This is a genomic window from Flavobacterium sp. ASV13 (genome assembly GCF_000745775.1).
Lineage (GTDB): Bacteria > Bacteroidota > Bacteroidia > Flavobacteriales > Flavobacteriaceae > Flavobacterium.
The window spans coordinates 319,115-332,654 of the sequence record NZ_JQJY01000003.1 but is presented as its reverse complement, the minus strand read 5'-3'; the positions used below and the strand labels follow the sequence as shown (position 1 = coordinate 332,654).

General features: G+C 34.2%; 18 protein-coding genes. All 18 read left to right on the top strand.

Annotation, left to right across the window (positions count from 1 at the left end; translation table 11 throughout):
* Positions 1-4 precede the first annotated feature (4 nt).
* The 18 genes from GQ47_RS08730 (at position 5) to GQ47_RS08645 (ending at position 13,539) form a co-directional block, all read left to right on the top strand.
* Positions 5-340: a phage head completion protein gene (locus GQ47_RS08730; protein ID WP_152561011.1), complete on the top strand. Its 336-nt coding sequence runs from the start codon at positions 5-7 to the stop codon at positions 338-340.
* Positions 333-842, top strand: a complete 510-nt coding sequence (locus GQ47_RS08725) for an HK97-gp10 family putative phage morphogenesis protein (protein ID WP_035647335.1) — start codon at positions 333-335, stop codon at positions 840-842. Before GQ47_RS08730 ends, GQ47_RS08725 begins: the two co-directional genes overlap by 8 nt.
* Complete coding sequence (locus GQ47_RS08720) at positions 842-1,210, top strand: hypothetical protein (protein WP_035647333.1); 369 nt, start codon at positions 842-844, stop codon at positions 1,208-1,210. The genes GQ47_RS08725 and GQ47_RS08720 overlap by 1 nt, the downstream gene beginning before the upstream one ends.
* Positions 1,211-1,223: 13 nt before the next feature.
* The gene (locus GQ47_RS08715) at positions 1,224-1,643 is read left to right on the top strand and encodes a hypothetical protein (RefSeq protein ID WP_035647331.1); all 420 of its coding nucleotides are present in this window, start codon (positions 1,224-1,226) and stop codon (positions 1,641-1,643) included.
* Positions 1,643-2,008 carry a hypothetical protein gene (locus GQ47_RS08710; RefSeq protein WP_035647328.1) on the top strand — a complete coding sequence of 122 codons (366 nt, stop codon included), beginning with the start codon at positions 1,643-1,645 and terminating at the stop codon, positions 2,006-2,008. Before GQ47_RS08715 ends, GQ47_RS08710 begins: the two co-directional genes overlap by 1 nt.
* A gap of 86 nt (positions 2,009-2,094) precedes the next feature.
* Positions 2,095-2,379: a hypothetical protein gene (locus tag GQ47_RS08705; protein ID WP_193745216.1), complete on the top strand. Its 285-nt coding sequence runs from the start codon at positions 2,095-2,097 to the stop codon at positions 2,377-2,379.
* Between the two features lie 131 nt (positions 2,380-2,510).
* Positions 2,511-5,135 carry a phage tail tape measure protein gene (locus GQ47_RS08700; protein ID WP_035647324.1) on the top strand — a complete coding sequence of 875 codons (2,625 nt, stop codon included), beginning with the start codon at positions 2,511-2,513 and terminating at the stop codon, positions 5,133-5,135.
* On the top strand, positions 5,135-7,915 hold the full coding sequence (locus GQ47_RS08695) for a PKD domain-containing protein (RefSeq protein ID WP_035647322.1): 2,781 nt from the start codon (positions 5,135-5,137) through the stop codon (positions 7,913-7,915). Before GQ47_RS08700 ends, GQ47_RS08695 begins: the two co-directional genes overlap by 1 nt.
* A 4-nt stretch (positions 7,916-7,919) precedes the next feature.
* Entirely contained in the window at positions 7,920-8,138 is a 219-nt protein-coding gene (locus tag GQ47_RS08690; RefSeq protein ID WP_035647320.1) for a hypothetical protein, read from the top strand.
* A 4-nt stretch (positions 8,139-8,142) separates the two neighbouring features.
* The gene (locus GQ47_RS08685; RefSeq protein ID WP_035647317.1) at positions 8,143-8,658 is read left to right on the top strand and encodes a hypothetical protein; all 516 of its coding nucleotides are present in this window, start codon (positions 8,143-8,145) and stop codon (positions 8,656-8,658) included.
* A 7-nt stretch (positions 8,659-8,665) separates the two neighbouring features.
* On the top strand, positions 8,666-10,171 hold the full coding sequence (locus GQ47_RS08680; RefSeq protein WP_035647315.1) for a hypothetical protein: 1,506 nt from the start codon (positions 8,666-8,668) through the stop codon (positions 10,169-10,171).
* A 3-nt stretch (positions 10,172-10,174) separates the two neighbouring features.
* Positions 10,175-10,918 (top strand): LamG-like jellyroll fold domain-containing protein, encoded by a 744-nt coding sequence (locus GQ47_RS08675; protein WP_035647312.1) that lies wholly within the window; start codon positions 10,175-10,177, stop codon positions 10,916-10,918.
* 25 nt (positions 10,919-10,943) lie between these two features.
* Complete coding sequence (locus tag GQ47_RS08670; RefSeq protein WP_035647309.1) at positions 10,944-11,318, top strand: hypothetical protein; 375 nt, start codon at positions 10,944-10,946, stop codon at positions 11,316-11,318.
* Complete coding sequence (locus GQ47_RS08665; RefSeq protein ID WP_035647307.1) at positions 11,312-11,629, top strand: hypothetical protein; 318 nt, start codon at positions 11,312-11,314, stop codon at positions 11,627-11,629. The genes GQ47_RS08670 and GQ47_RS08665 overlap by 7 nt, the downstream gene beginning before the upstream one ends.
* Positions 11,630-11,649: 20 nt before the next feature.
* Entirely contained in the window at positions 11,650-12,183 is a 534-nt protein-coding gene (locus GQ47_RS08660) for a hypothetical protein (protein ID WP_035648104.1), read from the top strand.
* A gap of 2 nt (positions 12,184-12,185) precedes the next feature.
* A complete protein-coding gene (locus tag GQ47_RS08655; RefSeq protein ID WP_035647306.1) occupies positions 12,186-12,641 on the top strand; it encodes a CHAP domain-containing protein in 456 nt (151 codons plus the stop codon).
* A 2-nt stretch (positions 12,642-12,643) separates the two neighbouring features.
* Positions 12,644-13,261 (top strand): hypothetical protein, encoded by a 618-nt coding sequence (locus tag GQ47_RS08650; protein ID WP_035647305.1) that lies wholly within the window; start codon positions 12,644-12,646, stop codon positions 13,259-13,261.
* Positions 13,262-13,308: 47 nt separating this feature from the next.
* Positions 13,309-13,539: a hypothetical protein gene (locus GQ47_RS08645; protein ID WP_035647304.1), complete on the top strand. Its 231-nt coding sequence runs from the start codon at positions 13,309-13,311 to the stop codon at positions 13,537-13,539.
* The last annotated feature ends 1 nt before the right edge of the window (position 13,540 follow it).

Sequence of the window (13,540 nt, the reverse complement as noted above, 5' to 3'; positions counted from 1 at the left end):
TGTTATGCCAAATAATCCTTTTATCGGTCAAATGGATCGTGAGATTGAGTTGATTGAAAAAAAACCTATACAATCAGCCTCAGGTGCTGAAACTCTAGGTGAACAATCTCTAGGAGCAGATTTTTGGGCGAATATGCAAGAAGTCGGAGGTGGTGAAGACACTGACGGAAAAATAAAGCATTTAGTAAACCGTACATATACAATTCGTTGGGATGAAACGGTACAGCAAAAATCTAATGCTTTAATATTGGTTGATGGTGGTCAACGTTTTGAAGTTTTACATGTTATCGAAATTGGTCGTAAAAAACATTTAGAAATTAGAGTAAAGCGTTATGAATAGTCCGTTGATGCAAGTGACAGGATTTGAAGAGCTGAAAGCTAAAATTAGAGAGCTCGGAAATGATAAGGATAAAAAACGAGAAGTTCTTATTATTCTAAGACAAGTTGCAAGTCCAACTCTGCAAGCGGCAAGAAGTTTTGTTCCGGTTGCTTCAAAAAAGCATAAGGCGAGAGGTAAATTAATTGAACCTGGTAACTTAAAAAAATCATTAGGATATATCACGGGGAAACAGGAAAACCCAACAATTTATGTCGGAGCTCGAGCAAAAGGTGTTAATAATGGCTGGTACGCTCATTTTGTTGAGCATGGAGTAAATAAATACAGTAAAGGTTACAAGCGTAAACGTAAAAGAAGGGCAAACAATCATGCGGCAATTGGTAAAACAAAAGCTACTCCTTTTATGGCAACCGCTTATCAATCAACAAACGGTCAGGTGACTGCTGATGCACAAAGAAAAATGGCGGCATTTATACAACGTAGAATAGATAAATTAAGTAGATAATGTTTGAAAGTATTTCAAAAGAATTGTATAGTTTTTTTTCGGGATTACCCGATTTTAATGCGGTAATGAAAAGAAATGAAGGAGGAACAGAGAAAACGTTTCTTTTTCCGATAGTAGCTTTAGAAGGTAACACGTTGCCACTTTCGACTTATATTTTAGGAGATAGAAACCCTGAAACTAAAGATCGTTCACAAGTTGATATAATCGTCATATTTTGGTTTGATCAAAACAGTTACGATGTATGTTGTGCTTTTACTGATGCAATGGCGCAACATATTGATGAAAGATACAATTTGCTTTCGGCATCAATTGATTATAACGAAGAAAGTTTTACTTATTCGGGAATGGTGAATTTTAACTTATTATAAAAAAAATAAAAAAATGGCAAGCGAAATTTATAACGGGAAATTATTGCGATTCAAATTCAATGCTAAAAAGTTTTTACATGCAACGTCATGTAAGTTAGACTTTTCAACTAAGCTAGAAGAAATCGCAACAAAAGACACAAACGGAACAGTTGTGATTCCGTCAAATTACAGTTGGACGGGTTCTACTGAAGCTTTGTTGGCTAATTTGCCTGTGGGTGATGCCGATCATGTAACTTTTGACGACATCTTAGCATTAAAGCTCTCAGGAACTCAAATTGATGTAGAGTTTACAACTGATGTTACGGGTGATATTATTTATACTGGTAAGGCGTTTATTGAAAATGCTGGTGTCACATCAACAGTTGGTGAATCGGTAAAAGTAACTGTATCGTTTAGAGGTAACGGTGATTTAGACCGAGATACAGTATCGTAATGGATGTTTCAGTAGAAATAAAAGGGAATACTTTTAAAATGACTTTTTCTTTAAAAGTATTCCGTATTTTAGGTAAGGTTTGGAATTTGCCATCTTTACCTGAAGTAATGCAAAAAGTAGCATTAATTGAGCAAATTGAATCAGGAAATTTTGAAATATACGATATTTTGTATGATGTACTTTTTCAATCAATAGATTGTCATCCTGATAATCAGATTAAAATTTCTAAAGAAGAAATCGAAAATTTAGAAATGGAGGAATTAATGTTGTTAGCGCAAGGAATGACGGAAGGAATTTCGGCAGCGTTTCCAGATGCTAAACTTGAAGAAAATCCAAAAAAAAAGACGACAGCTCCGAAGAAATAGTTTCCGAAGAAATTGATGAAACATGGGATGCTTTGGAAGAACTAGCTTTGGGGCAGTTGAGATTAAAAGTTAAATATTTTTATAGTTTGACATATAGGGAATTTGTTAATACAGTTAATGGATTTCAAAAATATGAAGACATTAAAAGTAGGGAACAATGGTCTATGACTCGAAAAATGATGTACGCTTCTGTAGCTCCGTATGCCGATGAAAATTTCAAAGAAACGGATTTCTTTAAATTCCCTGGAGAGGAAGAAATGTTGAAAAAAATTGCAGAGAAACAGTTGCTTGTTGATCTTGAAAGAGAACGTATCAGTAAAGAGTTTTTTGCAAAATACGATGCAAAAAAGGCGGCAATGGGAAAAGCGTAATTTGTTGAGTTGTTTTATATTTTCTGTGTTTTGAATGAGAAAAGCTCTGATTAATTTCAGGGCTTTTTTTGTTACCATAGTTAACAAGTTAGGGTTTTTTGTGGTGGTATTTTTACTGAAATATTACTTCAATGTTTGGTTTAGCTAGTATCAATGTAAAGTTTCAGGTCGACTTAACTCAGTTCTCAACTGGGATGCAAAACGCTTTGCGTGATATAGATAAGTTTGGTCAGAAAATGCAAAAAATGGGGCGAACAATGACAACATTTGTCACTGCTCCACTTTTAGCGGCTGCTGGCGCATCTGTGAAATTTGCTTCAGATTATCAAGAGAGTTTAAATAAGGTTGATGTAGCTTTTGATACGTCCTCGAGTGCTGTTAAAGAGTTTGGAAAAACAGCTTTAGAGACATACGGTATTGCTGAAGGTACGGCTTTAGATATGGCGGCGGCTTATGGTGATATGGGAACATCAATGGGGTTGACAACTGCACAAGCGGCTAAAATGTCAACTGAATTGGTTGGTTTAGCTGGTGATATTTCTTCTTTTAAAAATATAGGAATCGAACAAGCTAATACTGCGTTGTCTTCCATTTTTACAGGTGAAACAGAATCTCTTAAAAAGCTGGGAATCGTAATGACTGAGCAAAATTTGCAGGAATTTGCTTTGTCAAAAGGTATTCGTACGCGAATGAAAGATATGGATCAGGCTTCTAAGGTGAATCTTAGATATGCTTATGTGATGCAAGCGACTTCAAATGCTCATGGTGACTTTGCGAGAACTGGAGGTGGTGCGGCTAATCAATCGAGAATTTTTAGAGAATCTCTTAAAGAGCTTGGTCAAATGTTTGGCACGGTGATTTTGCCATATTTTACTAAAATCATTACTTCTGTTAATGGCTTTATAAAAGGGCTTTTAGGAATGAGTGAAGGTGCAAAGGTGACAATTATAGTTGTAGCAGGATTAGCGGCGGCAATTGGTCCGTTGTTGATGGCTATAGGTGCGATAGCTTCAGGAATTCCGGTCGTAGTTGCTGGTTTTGCTGCGTTAAGAACTGCGATAATGGCAACTTATGCTGTTGTGGCAGCTAATCCTATCGGTGTTTTGGTTTTAGTAGCACAGGCGGCAGCTTTAGCGATGCTGGTTTATTCGGTAAATACAAAAAAAGCGGCTACGGCACAAGATGATTTAAATGAAGCGGTTAGGAAAGGAAATGAAAACGCAGTTACTGAAGTTGGTGTTTTGGATAAATTATATGCATCTGCTACAAATGTAAAATTAGGAACTGAAGAAAGAAAAAAAGCGGTTGATGATATGCAATCGCTTTATCCTGCGTACTTCGGAAATCTTAAAGATGAAATTATATTAAACGGAAAAGCAAAAACTTCATACGAGGAATTGCGCGAAGCCATTTTTAATAAAAGTCGTGCTATTGCGATTGATAATGAATTGCAAAAACGAGCAAATGAACGTGTTGAAAAAGAAATCGAGCTTCGAAATAAAATAGCAGCTACTGAGGCAGAAATTTTAAGATTAAGAAGAAGTACAGGTGATGTGGTTATTCAGGAAGGTAGTGCATCTGAAAGAGTGAACAGGGTGACGGAATCTAGAGCTGAGTTGATTGAAAGACAAACAAAGCTATTAGGTATTCAAAATTCAGAACTTAAAAAATTCAATGAAGATAATTTAAAAGCAGATGAAGTTTTATTTTCTGCTAAAGAAGATTATTTAAAGAAAACGGGGAAACTTGAAGAAAATGAAAAACTTAAACTTCAGGATATTAAAATCGGAACAGATGCGATAAAAGATAGTATCGATACATTAAAGCCTGGTACTATAGCTTATTACGAAAGTCTGATAAAATTACAGCGCCAAGAGCAGGAAAATAATGTAACAAGTAATGCTGAATGGCTTAAAAAGCAAGCAATTATCGATTCTTATCAAAGAAAAATTGACGAGATAATAAAAAAACAGCAAATAAAATTACCACGACCTGAAATGCCGGATGCATCAACTTTTGATGGTGTTGTTCCTGCTTTTTCTTTGGAAGATTTAAAAGGACAGTTGTCATATTTTGAAAAGCTAAGAGAGCAATTTTCAACTACTGCTGAAGAATATCAAAAATTGACCAATCAGATTAATAATACTCAAATTAAGATAAATGAAATTGAAGGTGTTGATGATCTGAATACTAAAATATTAAGTGTTGCTGACAGTCAAAAAAGGATGGCGGAAATTGCTCAGTTGACCAGTCAAAGTGTGAGTGATGCTTTTGCAGGATTAGCGGATAATTTGGTGGCGTCTTTAGGGCTGGCTCAAAATGGTTTTGGCGGTTTTATTTCCGGTATGATTCAAACGGTAACTAAGTTGATTGCAATGATGTTGGCTTCGGCTATTTCGCAATCAATTGCAGGGGCTACAGCTTCGGGTACTGCAACCGGTCCGGCGGCAGTGTTTACAACTCCGGCATTTATCGCTACTGCGGTAGGTGGGGTTTTAGCAGCTTTTGCGGCAATTCCAAAATTTGCAACGGGTGGTATTGTAGGAGGTTCGTCTTTCTATGGTGATAAAATTTTAGCGAGGTTGAATAGTGGTGAAATGATTGCAAATCAGGATCAGCAAAAAGCGTTATATGGAATGCTTTCTAATAATGGACAAACGGTTAATATTACTTTAGGTGGTGGTTTTGTTGTTGATGGAAATAAACTAAGATTAGTTCTTGATAGAACGGATAGTAAAAATTCAAGAATAGGGTAATGAGTTATTATATCGACATAATAGACCAGGAACTTAACGAAAGTAAATTTGTTATAGAAGTAGCTTCAAAGTCGGGAATAACACTTTCTTGGAATGGTGGCGACAATAAAGATGAATTAGCGATAGTGGGTTCTTCGTTAGAATTTGATATTGCACACACAGAAAATGTCGATGCAAAATTTATAAAATTCTTCACAGGAAATGAAATTCGTTTCAAAGCTGAGCTTCGTAATCAAAGTGATGATTCTTTAATTTGGAGCGGTTTTTTGCTTCCTGATACTTATTCTGAGCCTTGGACAAATGGAGTTGTTTTTGTAAAAATAATAGCTTCCTGTGGTTTAGGAAGATTAAAAGGTAAATACCTTTCTGAATCTTATTATCGTGACGAGAAAAGTATAATAGATATTATCTGTGCTTGTTTAAAATTAACAAGTTTAGGTTTAAATCTCTTTTTTAATCCAGCAATAGAAAATTCAGTGCAAAAAGACTGGAATCAAATCTTTATCGATACACTTGATTTTTATACAGATGATAAAAGAACCAAAAAGAAAGACGCTTATTCGATTTTAGAAAAGTTGATGCAGGATATGCTTTGTGTTTGTTTTCAATCTGACAATCGTTGGAATGTTGAAGGAATGAATAAGCGAAATGTTCGAAGCTATGATACCTTTTTGTATGATGAAAACGGTAATTTGATAGGTCGCTCAACTGGAAATAAGTTGTTGAAAAAAGTAACGGCTTATGTTACTCCTAATGTTACAATGATACCTCCATACAATATGATTACGGTATCACATGAAAGAAAACCTCAGACATTTCCAAGCACGATTTCAAAAGAAAGTAATGAAGGTTGGGCAGTTGTATCGGGTGTAAAAGGTGAAGTTTATGCAACTGATTGGAATGGTAATAATGAATATTACTGTAAATCGATTCAGCCGGATTATTATAACTCAGTTAAAAAAGAATATGTTAATCCTGATATTGGCGGTATTTCAGAAATTCAGCCATTTGATGAAACCAAGTTTGTAAATCTGAAAAACAAAATATTCTTATATAAAGATCAGCGAGTTACTATTTCGATGATTTTTAAAATTATTAAGTGGGCAAATGTAATGTCAGGTATTTTGCCTGGAGCATATTACAATCCATTGTTTTATGAAGTGCTTTTGAATGATGTTGTGTTGTATACAAATAGAACTGAAGTAGTTTCTGAAAATCAAGCATTGTCTTTTGATCCTGAAGATTTAACGGCTGAATTGAATTTTGATATAATAGTCCCAAATGAAGGATTGTTAGATGTAAAAATTTGGCGTCCAAGTGGAGAAATTATTGGATCAAATATTTCAGGTTTTGAAATAAGAAAGCTGGGAATAACAGCTATAAATTTTCAAGAAATAATTCAATATGTTGATTTGATAAATGAAGAATTTACAATTGACAAAGAAATTGAATTGAATTATGCCGATGATGACACGGCTTTCAGTAAAGCTTTTAGATTGGCTAAATTAAAAGAAGCTACAGAGTTTTATAATGTTATCGAAGTTCCGGTATTGTACAGATTTGAACAGAATGGACAAAAGTATTCAGTAGTTGATTTAGATGGTGCAAATCTTATAAAAGATAATATCAATACTGTTTATCACGATGGTAGTTTGCTTTCAAATTTAGAAGTTACGTACAATTTTGGAGGTGGTGAGCAAATGGTGGTTAGAACAGATTTTGCTACAACTGCTTCTTTTATGGTTCGAGTTTATAAATTCAATGATTACGAAGAAAGTCGTAAATCGTGGCTGGAGTGGACAGATTCGATTTATAAAATTGAAACTTCTCGATACGGTCAAGTAGTAGCAAATATCATTCGTCGATTGTTTGGTATAGCTTCTGAAAAAATCGATATGATTGTTGTCGGAGCAGTTAAATTTAATGATCTGATTCAGTTTGAATACGTTTATGATAAGCTATTTGTGCCGACAAATTGTTCTTGGAATTTGGATGAAAATAAAACCAGTCTAACATTATCTCGAGCAATCTATAGAGACAGTGGTGATTCAGGTGAAAACCCTGAAAACATACCGCCAATTGTTAATGCTGGTCCCGATATAGTTTTAGATAATGATCAAAATTCTATAGAAATAACAGCAGTTGCTTATGATGTTGATGGTGTTATTGTTTTTCAAAAATGGACAAAATTATTAGGTGATTTTGGTGATATAATTGTTTCGCCAAATGAGCTTAAAACTTTGTTTGAAAACTTGACTGAAGATCAGTATCAATATCAAATCGAAGTTAGAGACAACGATGGCGCAACGGCTACTGATGTTGTTACTTTAATTCGAAAAAAGGATTACGATGTTGCTTTAGATTTGATTTTTATTGAAGGTGAAGATGGCGGTGTTTTTCTGTTTGCTAAATATCAATTTTTAATCGACCCGAATATAGATCCTTCTTATAGTTTGTTGCTGAAAGGTGTTGTGAATGTCTTTTCATATAATCCTGGATTAGAAACTTCTTTTGCAAGATTTAGAATTGTAAAAAATGGAGTTGTTGTTTACAGTGGTGAGTGGAATCATGGCGACGCAATTACAATGTTTCCTTATACAATCAGCTATATATCAACGGATATTATTTTGTTTGAAATCGACCAAAACAGAGATTTTCCTGAAGGGCATTGGGGAAGTTCTTGGATAGATTTAACTAAAGTAGAATTTATAACTGGAGCGGGAAACATAAACGGATTGCCGATTTATGCTCAGCCAGTTCCTGGACCATTTGCACCTTAAAATCATGGCGAAAAATATACAAAGAATAGGAGTTGGAAACAATAGGTTTCCTGGAATCAATGAAGAAGTCGGAATTAATGAACCTGGCACTTTTACTTTCGATAGTACAACTGTGACATTTGACAGCATGGTCGATACGTTTGATTTTGACATAGTGCCGTTGCCTCCAACTGTGAAAAGAGATTATTCAAATATAGATTATTTAGAAACTGATTATAAATAGAGTTATGGCAGATATTACAGAAAGTGAAATAAGAGTGTTTATCGCTGAAAATTTGCCGGATGCTTCTGAAATTCCGGCTGAAGATCATCGTGCGGTTGAAAATAAAATAATTGATTTTTTGATTCAGGAAGTTGGTAAGACTGCAAAATCAAAAGTTTTGCTTTTAGAATCTTTTGTTCTTGATAGAAATTTTACTGTTGATACAGGATTTACAGTTGGCACTGAAATTACAAGTGTAGTTGCGATGTTGGTTTGTAAGACATCGAATAACGGTTTTTTTCCAAATGATGTTGTTACCGCTCCAACACCATATCCACAAGATTCAGGCAGAACAGCGGCGCAGGGAATAGGAGTACAATACACGAATGTAAGTCCTGATTCTATTAAGGTAATGGTGAATGATCAGCTTACTATAATGACGGCTTACAATGCAACTGTAAATGCGCCAGCAAATAATGTTTTGATTTCAGGTGTAGATGCTGCGAAATGGTCAATTAAATTAATTGTAGGATATAAATAGTAAAAAGATGAGTTTATTAAGTTGGATTTTTAAAGGAACAACCGCAAATGATAAAACAGGAACTCCTGCAAGAATAGCGGCTGATATAATCAACCAAAATTTTGCGTATTTAGATGCGAAAGTTAATAATAGTGACCATGTAGTTACGCTTGGAACTTCTGTTTTAGTTGATCAGGATTTGACAATTCACGCAGGCTGGGTTTGGCAAATAAACGGAATTGAATATACAAATCCGGTTGATGTCATTATTAATTTTCCGTTTTGCTCTTCAGGAAAACAAAGGCTTGATAGAATCGTTTTTAATACGTCAAATACCTTCACAAAAGTTGCTGGAACAGAAAGTGTAAGTAATCCGGTGGCAACTCCTGCGCCAGTCGATACAATTGAATTCGGGATTACATTAGTAACTGATGGTACTGTAGGTGATCCTTCAACACCAATTGAGGGTGGTAACTACGTTAAAAAAATGGAATCTCAGGATTTTATAGCTAGTTATGGAGTAATGGCAATAATCGAAAAAATTGATTTAATCGATGACAGAAGCTCAATCCTTTTAACTGGTGCAATCACTGATGTAAAATCGATTCAAATGTCAGGTGAATTTATTCGACCTGGTAAACCTTTCTTTATAAAAAACTCGACTGGACACGATGTAAAATTATGGCAATTAGCGGGAACTGGAAACGTAAAGATTTCTTTTCCGAATGCTTTGGATTTGATTGTAAGGGATAAAGAGGTTATTCAATTCAAACAGAACGCGAATGATTCTAGTGATGTGAGATTGGATTATATAGGTAATATTCTTGATTTATCGGGTAAAGCTGATTTGGTTGCAGGTAAAGTGCCTTCATCACAATTGCCTAGTTATGTTGATGATATATTAGAAGGTTATTTGCTTTCAAATGTGTTTTATGAAGAAATCGGTCATACTACAGTAATTCCGGCTGAAGCGGGTAAGATTTATATTGATATTACTACTGGGCAAAAAAACAAAGAATATCGTTACTCAGGATCTACTTATATTCAAATTACTAACGGTTTGATCGCTTCCGCTGATGATGTTCCTGACGGCTCAACAAATAAGTATTCTACTTTGTCTTTAGTAATGGGTTATTTGTTGACTGGAGTTTCATTTGCAACTGGAACTGCTATTACCGCAGCGGATAATATTTTGACAGCATTCGGAAAACTTCAAAAACAAATTAGCGATAATGTTGCTTCTATTGCTTTGAAGCAAGTTAAGGATGATCAGGTTGAAATTTCAGCAAATAGCAATGTTCAGAACTCATGGCACGGACAAACGATTTTGTTTACTGCTAACTGTACAATTACAGTTCCGTCAACATTGAATAATTCTTTAATGTTTCCTTTTAGAACTTTAGCAGGCGTTACAGTTACATGGGCAATTACTTCTCCGTTCATATGGGAAACAACGCCATTGGCAACAGGTGAAAAAACAGTTGGTTATTTTATGCGAAGAGGGTCAACTAATACGATATTTTTAGATGTATAAGTTATGGGAAATTTAAAAAAGTATTTTTTTGGCAGACAGAAAAACCAAGATTTGAATATTGGTCTTGTAGCTTATTATCAATTTGATACAGATGCCAATGCGTCTGTCGGTGGTGTAAATGGAACTTTAACGAATTCACCGACTTTTACAACTGGAAAAATGGGAAATGCTATAGATTTTCTAAATGATACCACGCTAAGATATTGTCAATTAGCTGATAATAATATTTTTTCATTTACAGATGGTTCTGGAAATGATATACCGTTTTCGATGTCTTTTTGGATTTATGTACATGCGTTTTCTAGTCAGTTCAATACAATAATAGTTAAAAGGTTAAATACGGCCACTGATGATGAGTATCAATGTGACTTTGTATCAACTTCAATTAGTTTCTATAAATTTTCAAGTAATGTAGCATACAAAAGATGTCAAACTAATTATGCTTTTTCTACAAGCACATGGTATCATATAGTGATAACTGATGATGGTACAAAAACCACCGGAGGCATGAGGGTATATATAAATAGTGTGCTGCAAAGTTCAACATTTTCGTTTAATAGTACATATACTGGTATGCCTAACGGTACTGGATCGGTTAGGTTAGGGTCAACAAATGTTAATGGAACAGAGGCTAGGAAGCATAAAGGGAAGCTGGATGCTTTAGGAATTTGGAAAAATAGAATGTTAAATCAAAACGCAGTAAACCTTCTTTACAATTCAGGGACAGGCAGAACCTATCCTTTTTAATAAATAATCATTAATACCACTTAAAATGATAAAATCAAATTTACCGGCTTATTGCGATCTCAGGGGGTCGAAAAAAGCAATTATTCAAATAGAAATTGATTCATTCGAAAGTACACCAGCTGGAACTAATTATGTAGTCAAGGATTATGCATTATCAGATGATGGAAATGGTAATCAAATCAAACAATTGATTAACACAAAAACAGTTTTTTACTCAGCAGAAAAGATCAACGATTTAAACCAAATTCTTGAATCTACTCATGATTATTCAGGAATGACAAAAATCGAAAGAGATTGGACTAAAGTAAAACAAGGTTTGCTGATGGATACTCAAACCAATCTCTACGATGATGATTTGACAATCTACAGATTAAATCCTAATAATTGGGAATTATGCTAGGATTTGTTTTGTTCTTGATAGCTTATTCGTTCTTTCTGCCATTATCGCTTATTAATTTTTGTTTGGTTCGTTCTCGAGGTTATTTCAGGGATTCAGCATTAACATTGGATCGATTGGCAAACAGAGAATTTAGAACACTTTGGAATAAAACATTGATTGAGAATGACGGTTATAAATTCGGAAAAATAGAAGAAACGATTTCCGGTGTTTTAGGGAAAAATGTTCAACTCAAAAAACTATCCAAAACCGGAAAAGTATTAGTTTGGATTCTCACGGAAAAACATTGCTTAGATGCGATAATAAATGTATAAAAATGAAAACTATAAAAATTATGACACTAACACTACTAAGAAAAGTTTTCTGTGGGATTCTTTTGATTTCGGATAAGCATCCAACTTTTGCGGAAAAAGTGCTTTATTATATTTCAATAATTGCAACATTATCTCCTGTGGTTTATGTTGTTGAAGGTCTTAATTGGTGGTTTCTTGGTAATATGCGATTTGTAAGTTTTATTATTTTTTTTGTGACTGCAAATATTGGTGTAGGAGCATGGTTTCATCATAAAAATAATACTTTTTCTTGGGAAAGTCTGCTGAAGAGAAATGCTGTAATGATCGGGATATTAGCTATAACCTATACAGTTTTAGAAATGCTGACATTGACTGCTGGTCAAAATGTGCTTGCAGAATCTTTTAGGGCGGTATTGCAGGTTTCAACATTGCTTTATCCTGGTTCTAAAATTTTGAAAAATGTATATGTGTTAAGCAACAAGAAATTCCCTCCTGCTTTTGTGATGGAAAAACTATACAACTTCGAAAAGACCGGAAATCTCACTGAATTATTAAATACTGAAAATAAAGAATAATTATGAAATTATCTCAAAAAATGCTTGAAATAGCGATTACGCAATTAGGGCAGCAGGAAAAACCTTTGGGTTCAAATTGGGGTGAACCTGTAAAATCTTATTTGGCTAGTGTTGGAGTTGGTTTTCCTGCTAGTTGGTGTATGGCGTTTGTGTATTGGTGTTCAAAAAAAGCTTCTGAAGTTTTGGCTGTTAAAAATACGGCAATGAAAACTGGAGGTGTTTTAAAAGCCTGGAATGATGCACCAAAAGAAATGAAATCTTTAATTCCGTCAATTGGCTCTGTTTTTATTATGGATTTTGGTAAAGGTTTGGGGCATACCGGAATTGTAGAAAAATTCGATGATGTAAATATTTATACTATTGAGGGAAATACAAACGATACGGGAAGCCGTGAAGGAATTGAAGTTTGTAGAAAAATTAGAAAAAGAAGTGCTATCAAAGGATATTTAAATTACTAGATATGCAATTATCAATCATTTTACAGAATTTAAAAAATATAGTATTTGTTGGTTTGTTGGTTTTGGCTGTATGGTTTTACCAGGATTCTAAATTCCAAAAGAAAGAAAAAGAAATTCAAACTGAAAACGCAAGTCAGTTAAGAAAAAGAGATAGTTTGCAATTTTCAAGTCAGTTGTTATCTAAAGATGAAATTAAAGAATATCTACAATATCAAAATTCAGATCTGAAAAAGAAGCTCGCTAATGCTGGAATAAAAGAAAGTCGGATTGAAAATATTGTTTCGCAAACTCTAAAATATAGAGATACGACAAAGCGCGAAACCGATGTTACCGGATTAGTTGATGCAATTAAAAATAGTATACCAAAAGAACAGTCCTGGAGTGATACAACAAAATGCATGACAATAAAAGGAATCGCTTCTTTTGATGGCGCTAAACTTAAGGTTTCGGTGATTGATCGCCAGTTTAAAAATAAATCGGATGCGGTCGCTTATTGGGAACGCCAGCAATGGAGTTTTTTTGGAATCAAAACGCGGTTTTTAGGAAAAAAGGTTTTTACTGCAAAAACATTTGATGAATGCGGAGAAAGTCAAACAATGAAAATTGAGAAAAAGAAGTAGTGGATTCCGAAAAGCTAAAGAGTAGGAAAATTTTAAAATTTATAATCATGTCTAAAGTAAGAGCAAAATTTGTATGTACTGGTGTTCAGGATAATCCTGATTATCAATCAAAATCAATTTCATTATCTCCTGTGATTAATGGTAGTGAGGAAAATAAATCATTTTCAAAATATACACCTTCAGGAAATATAAATTTGAATATCAGTTACGAGACTGAAGCTTCAAATTATTTTCAAGATGGTAAAGAGTATTATGTTGATTTTGATGAAGCGGAATAGT

Excerpts from the sequence above, each read along its gene's own strand:
- GQ47_RS08680 (WP_035647315.1), top strand. The coding sequence starts at position 8,666 with ATGAGTTTATTAAGTTGGATTTTTAAAGGAACAACCGCAAATGATAAA.
- GQ47_RS08675 (WP_035647312.1), top strand. The coding sequence starts at position 10,175 with ATGGGAAATTTAAAAAAGTATTTTTTTGGCAGACAGAAAAACCAAGAT.
- GQ47_RS08650 (WP_035647305.1), top strand. The coding sequence starts at position 12,644 with ATGCAATTATCAATCATTTTACAGAATTTAAAAAATATAGTATTTGTT.
- GQ47_RS08670 (WP_035647309.1), top strand. The coding sequence starts at position 10,944 with ATGATAAAATCAAATTTACCGGCTTATTGCGATCTCAGGGGGTCGAAA.
- GQ47_RS08720 (WP_035647333.1), top strand. The coding sequence starts at position 842 with ATGTTTGAAAGTATTTCAAAAGAATTGTATAGTTTTTTTTCGGGATTA.
- GQ47_RS08725 (WP_035647335.1), top strand. The coding sequence starts at position 333 with ATGAATAGTCCGTTGATGCAAGTGACAGGATTTGAAGAGCTGAAAGCT.
- GQ47_RS08695 (WP_035647322.1), top strand. The coding sequence starts at position 5,135 with ATGAGTTATTATATCGACATAATAGACCAGGAACTTAACGAAAGTAAA.
- GQ47_RS08645 (WP_035647304.1), top strand. The coding sequence starts at position 13,309 with ATGTCTAAAGTAAGAGCAAAATTTGTATGTACTGGTGTTCAGGATAAT.
- GQ47_RS08690 (WP_035647320.1), top strand. The coding sequence starts at position 7,920 with ATGGCGAAAAATATACAAAGAATAGGAGTTGGAAACAATAGGTTTCCT.
- GQ47_RS08685 (WP_035647317.1), top strand. The coding sequence starts at position 8,143 with ATGGCAGATATTACAGAAAGTGAAATAAGAGTGTTTATCGCTGAAAAT.
- GQ47_RS08665 (WP_035647307.1), top strand. The coding sequence starts at position 11,312 with ATGCTAGGATTTGTTTTGTTCTTGATAGCTTATTCGTTCTTTCTGCCA.
- GQ47_RS08655 (WP_035647306.1), top strand. The coding sequence starts at position 12,186 with ATGAAATTATCTCAAAAAATGCTTGAAATAGCGATTACGCAATTAGGG.
- GQ47_RS08660 (WP_035648104.1), top strand. The coding sequence starts at position 11,650 with ATGACACTAACACTACTAAGAAAAGTTTTCTGTGGGATTCTTTTGATT.
- GQ47_RS08700 (WP_035647324.1), top strand. The coding sequence starts at position 2,511 with ATGTTTGGTTTAGCTAGTATCAATGTAAAGTTTCAGGTCGACTTAACT.
- GQ47_RS08715 (WP_035647331.1), top strand. The coding sequence starts at position 1,224 with ATGGCAAGCGAAATTTATAACGGGAAATTATTGCGATTCAAATTCAAT.
- GQ47_RS08710 (WP_035647328.1), top strand. The coding sequence starts at position 1,643 with ATGGATGTTTCAGTAGAAATAAAAGGGAATACTTTTAAAATGACTTTT.
- GQ47_RS08730 (WP_152561011.1), top strand. The coding sequence starts at position 5 with ATGCCAAATAATCCTTTTATCGGTCAAATGGATCGTGAGATTGAGTTG.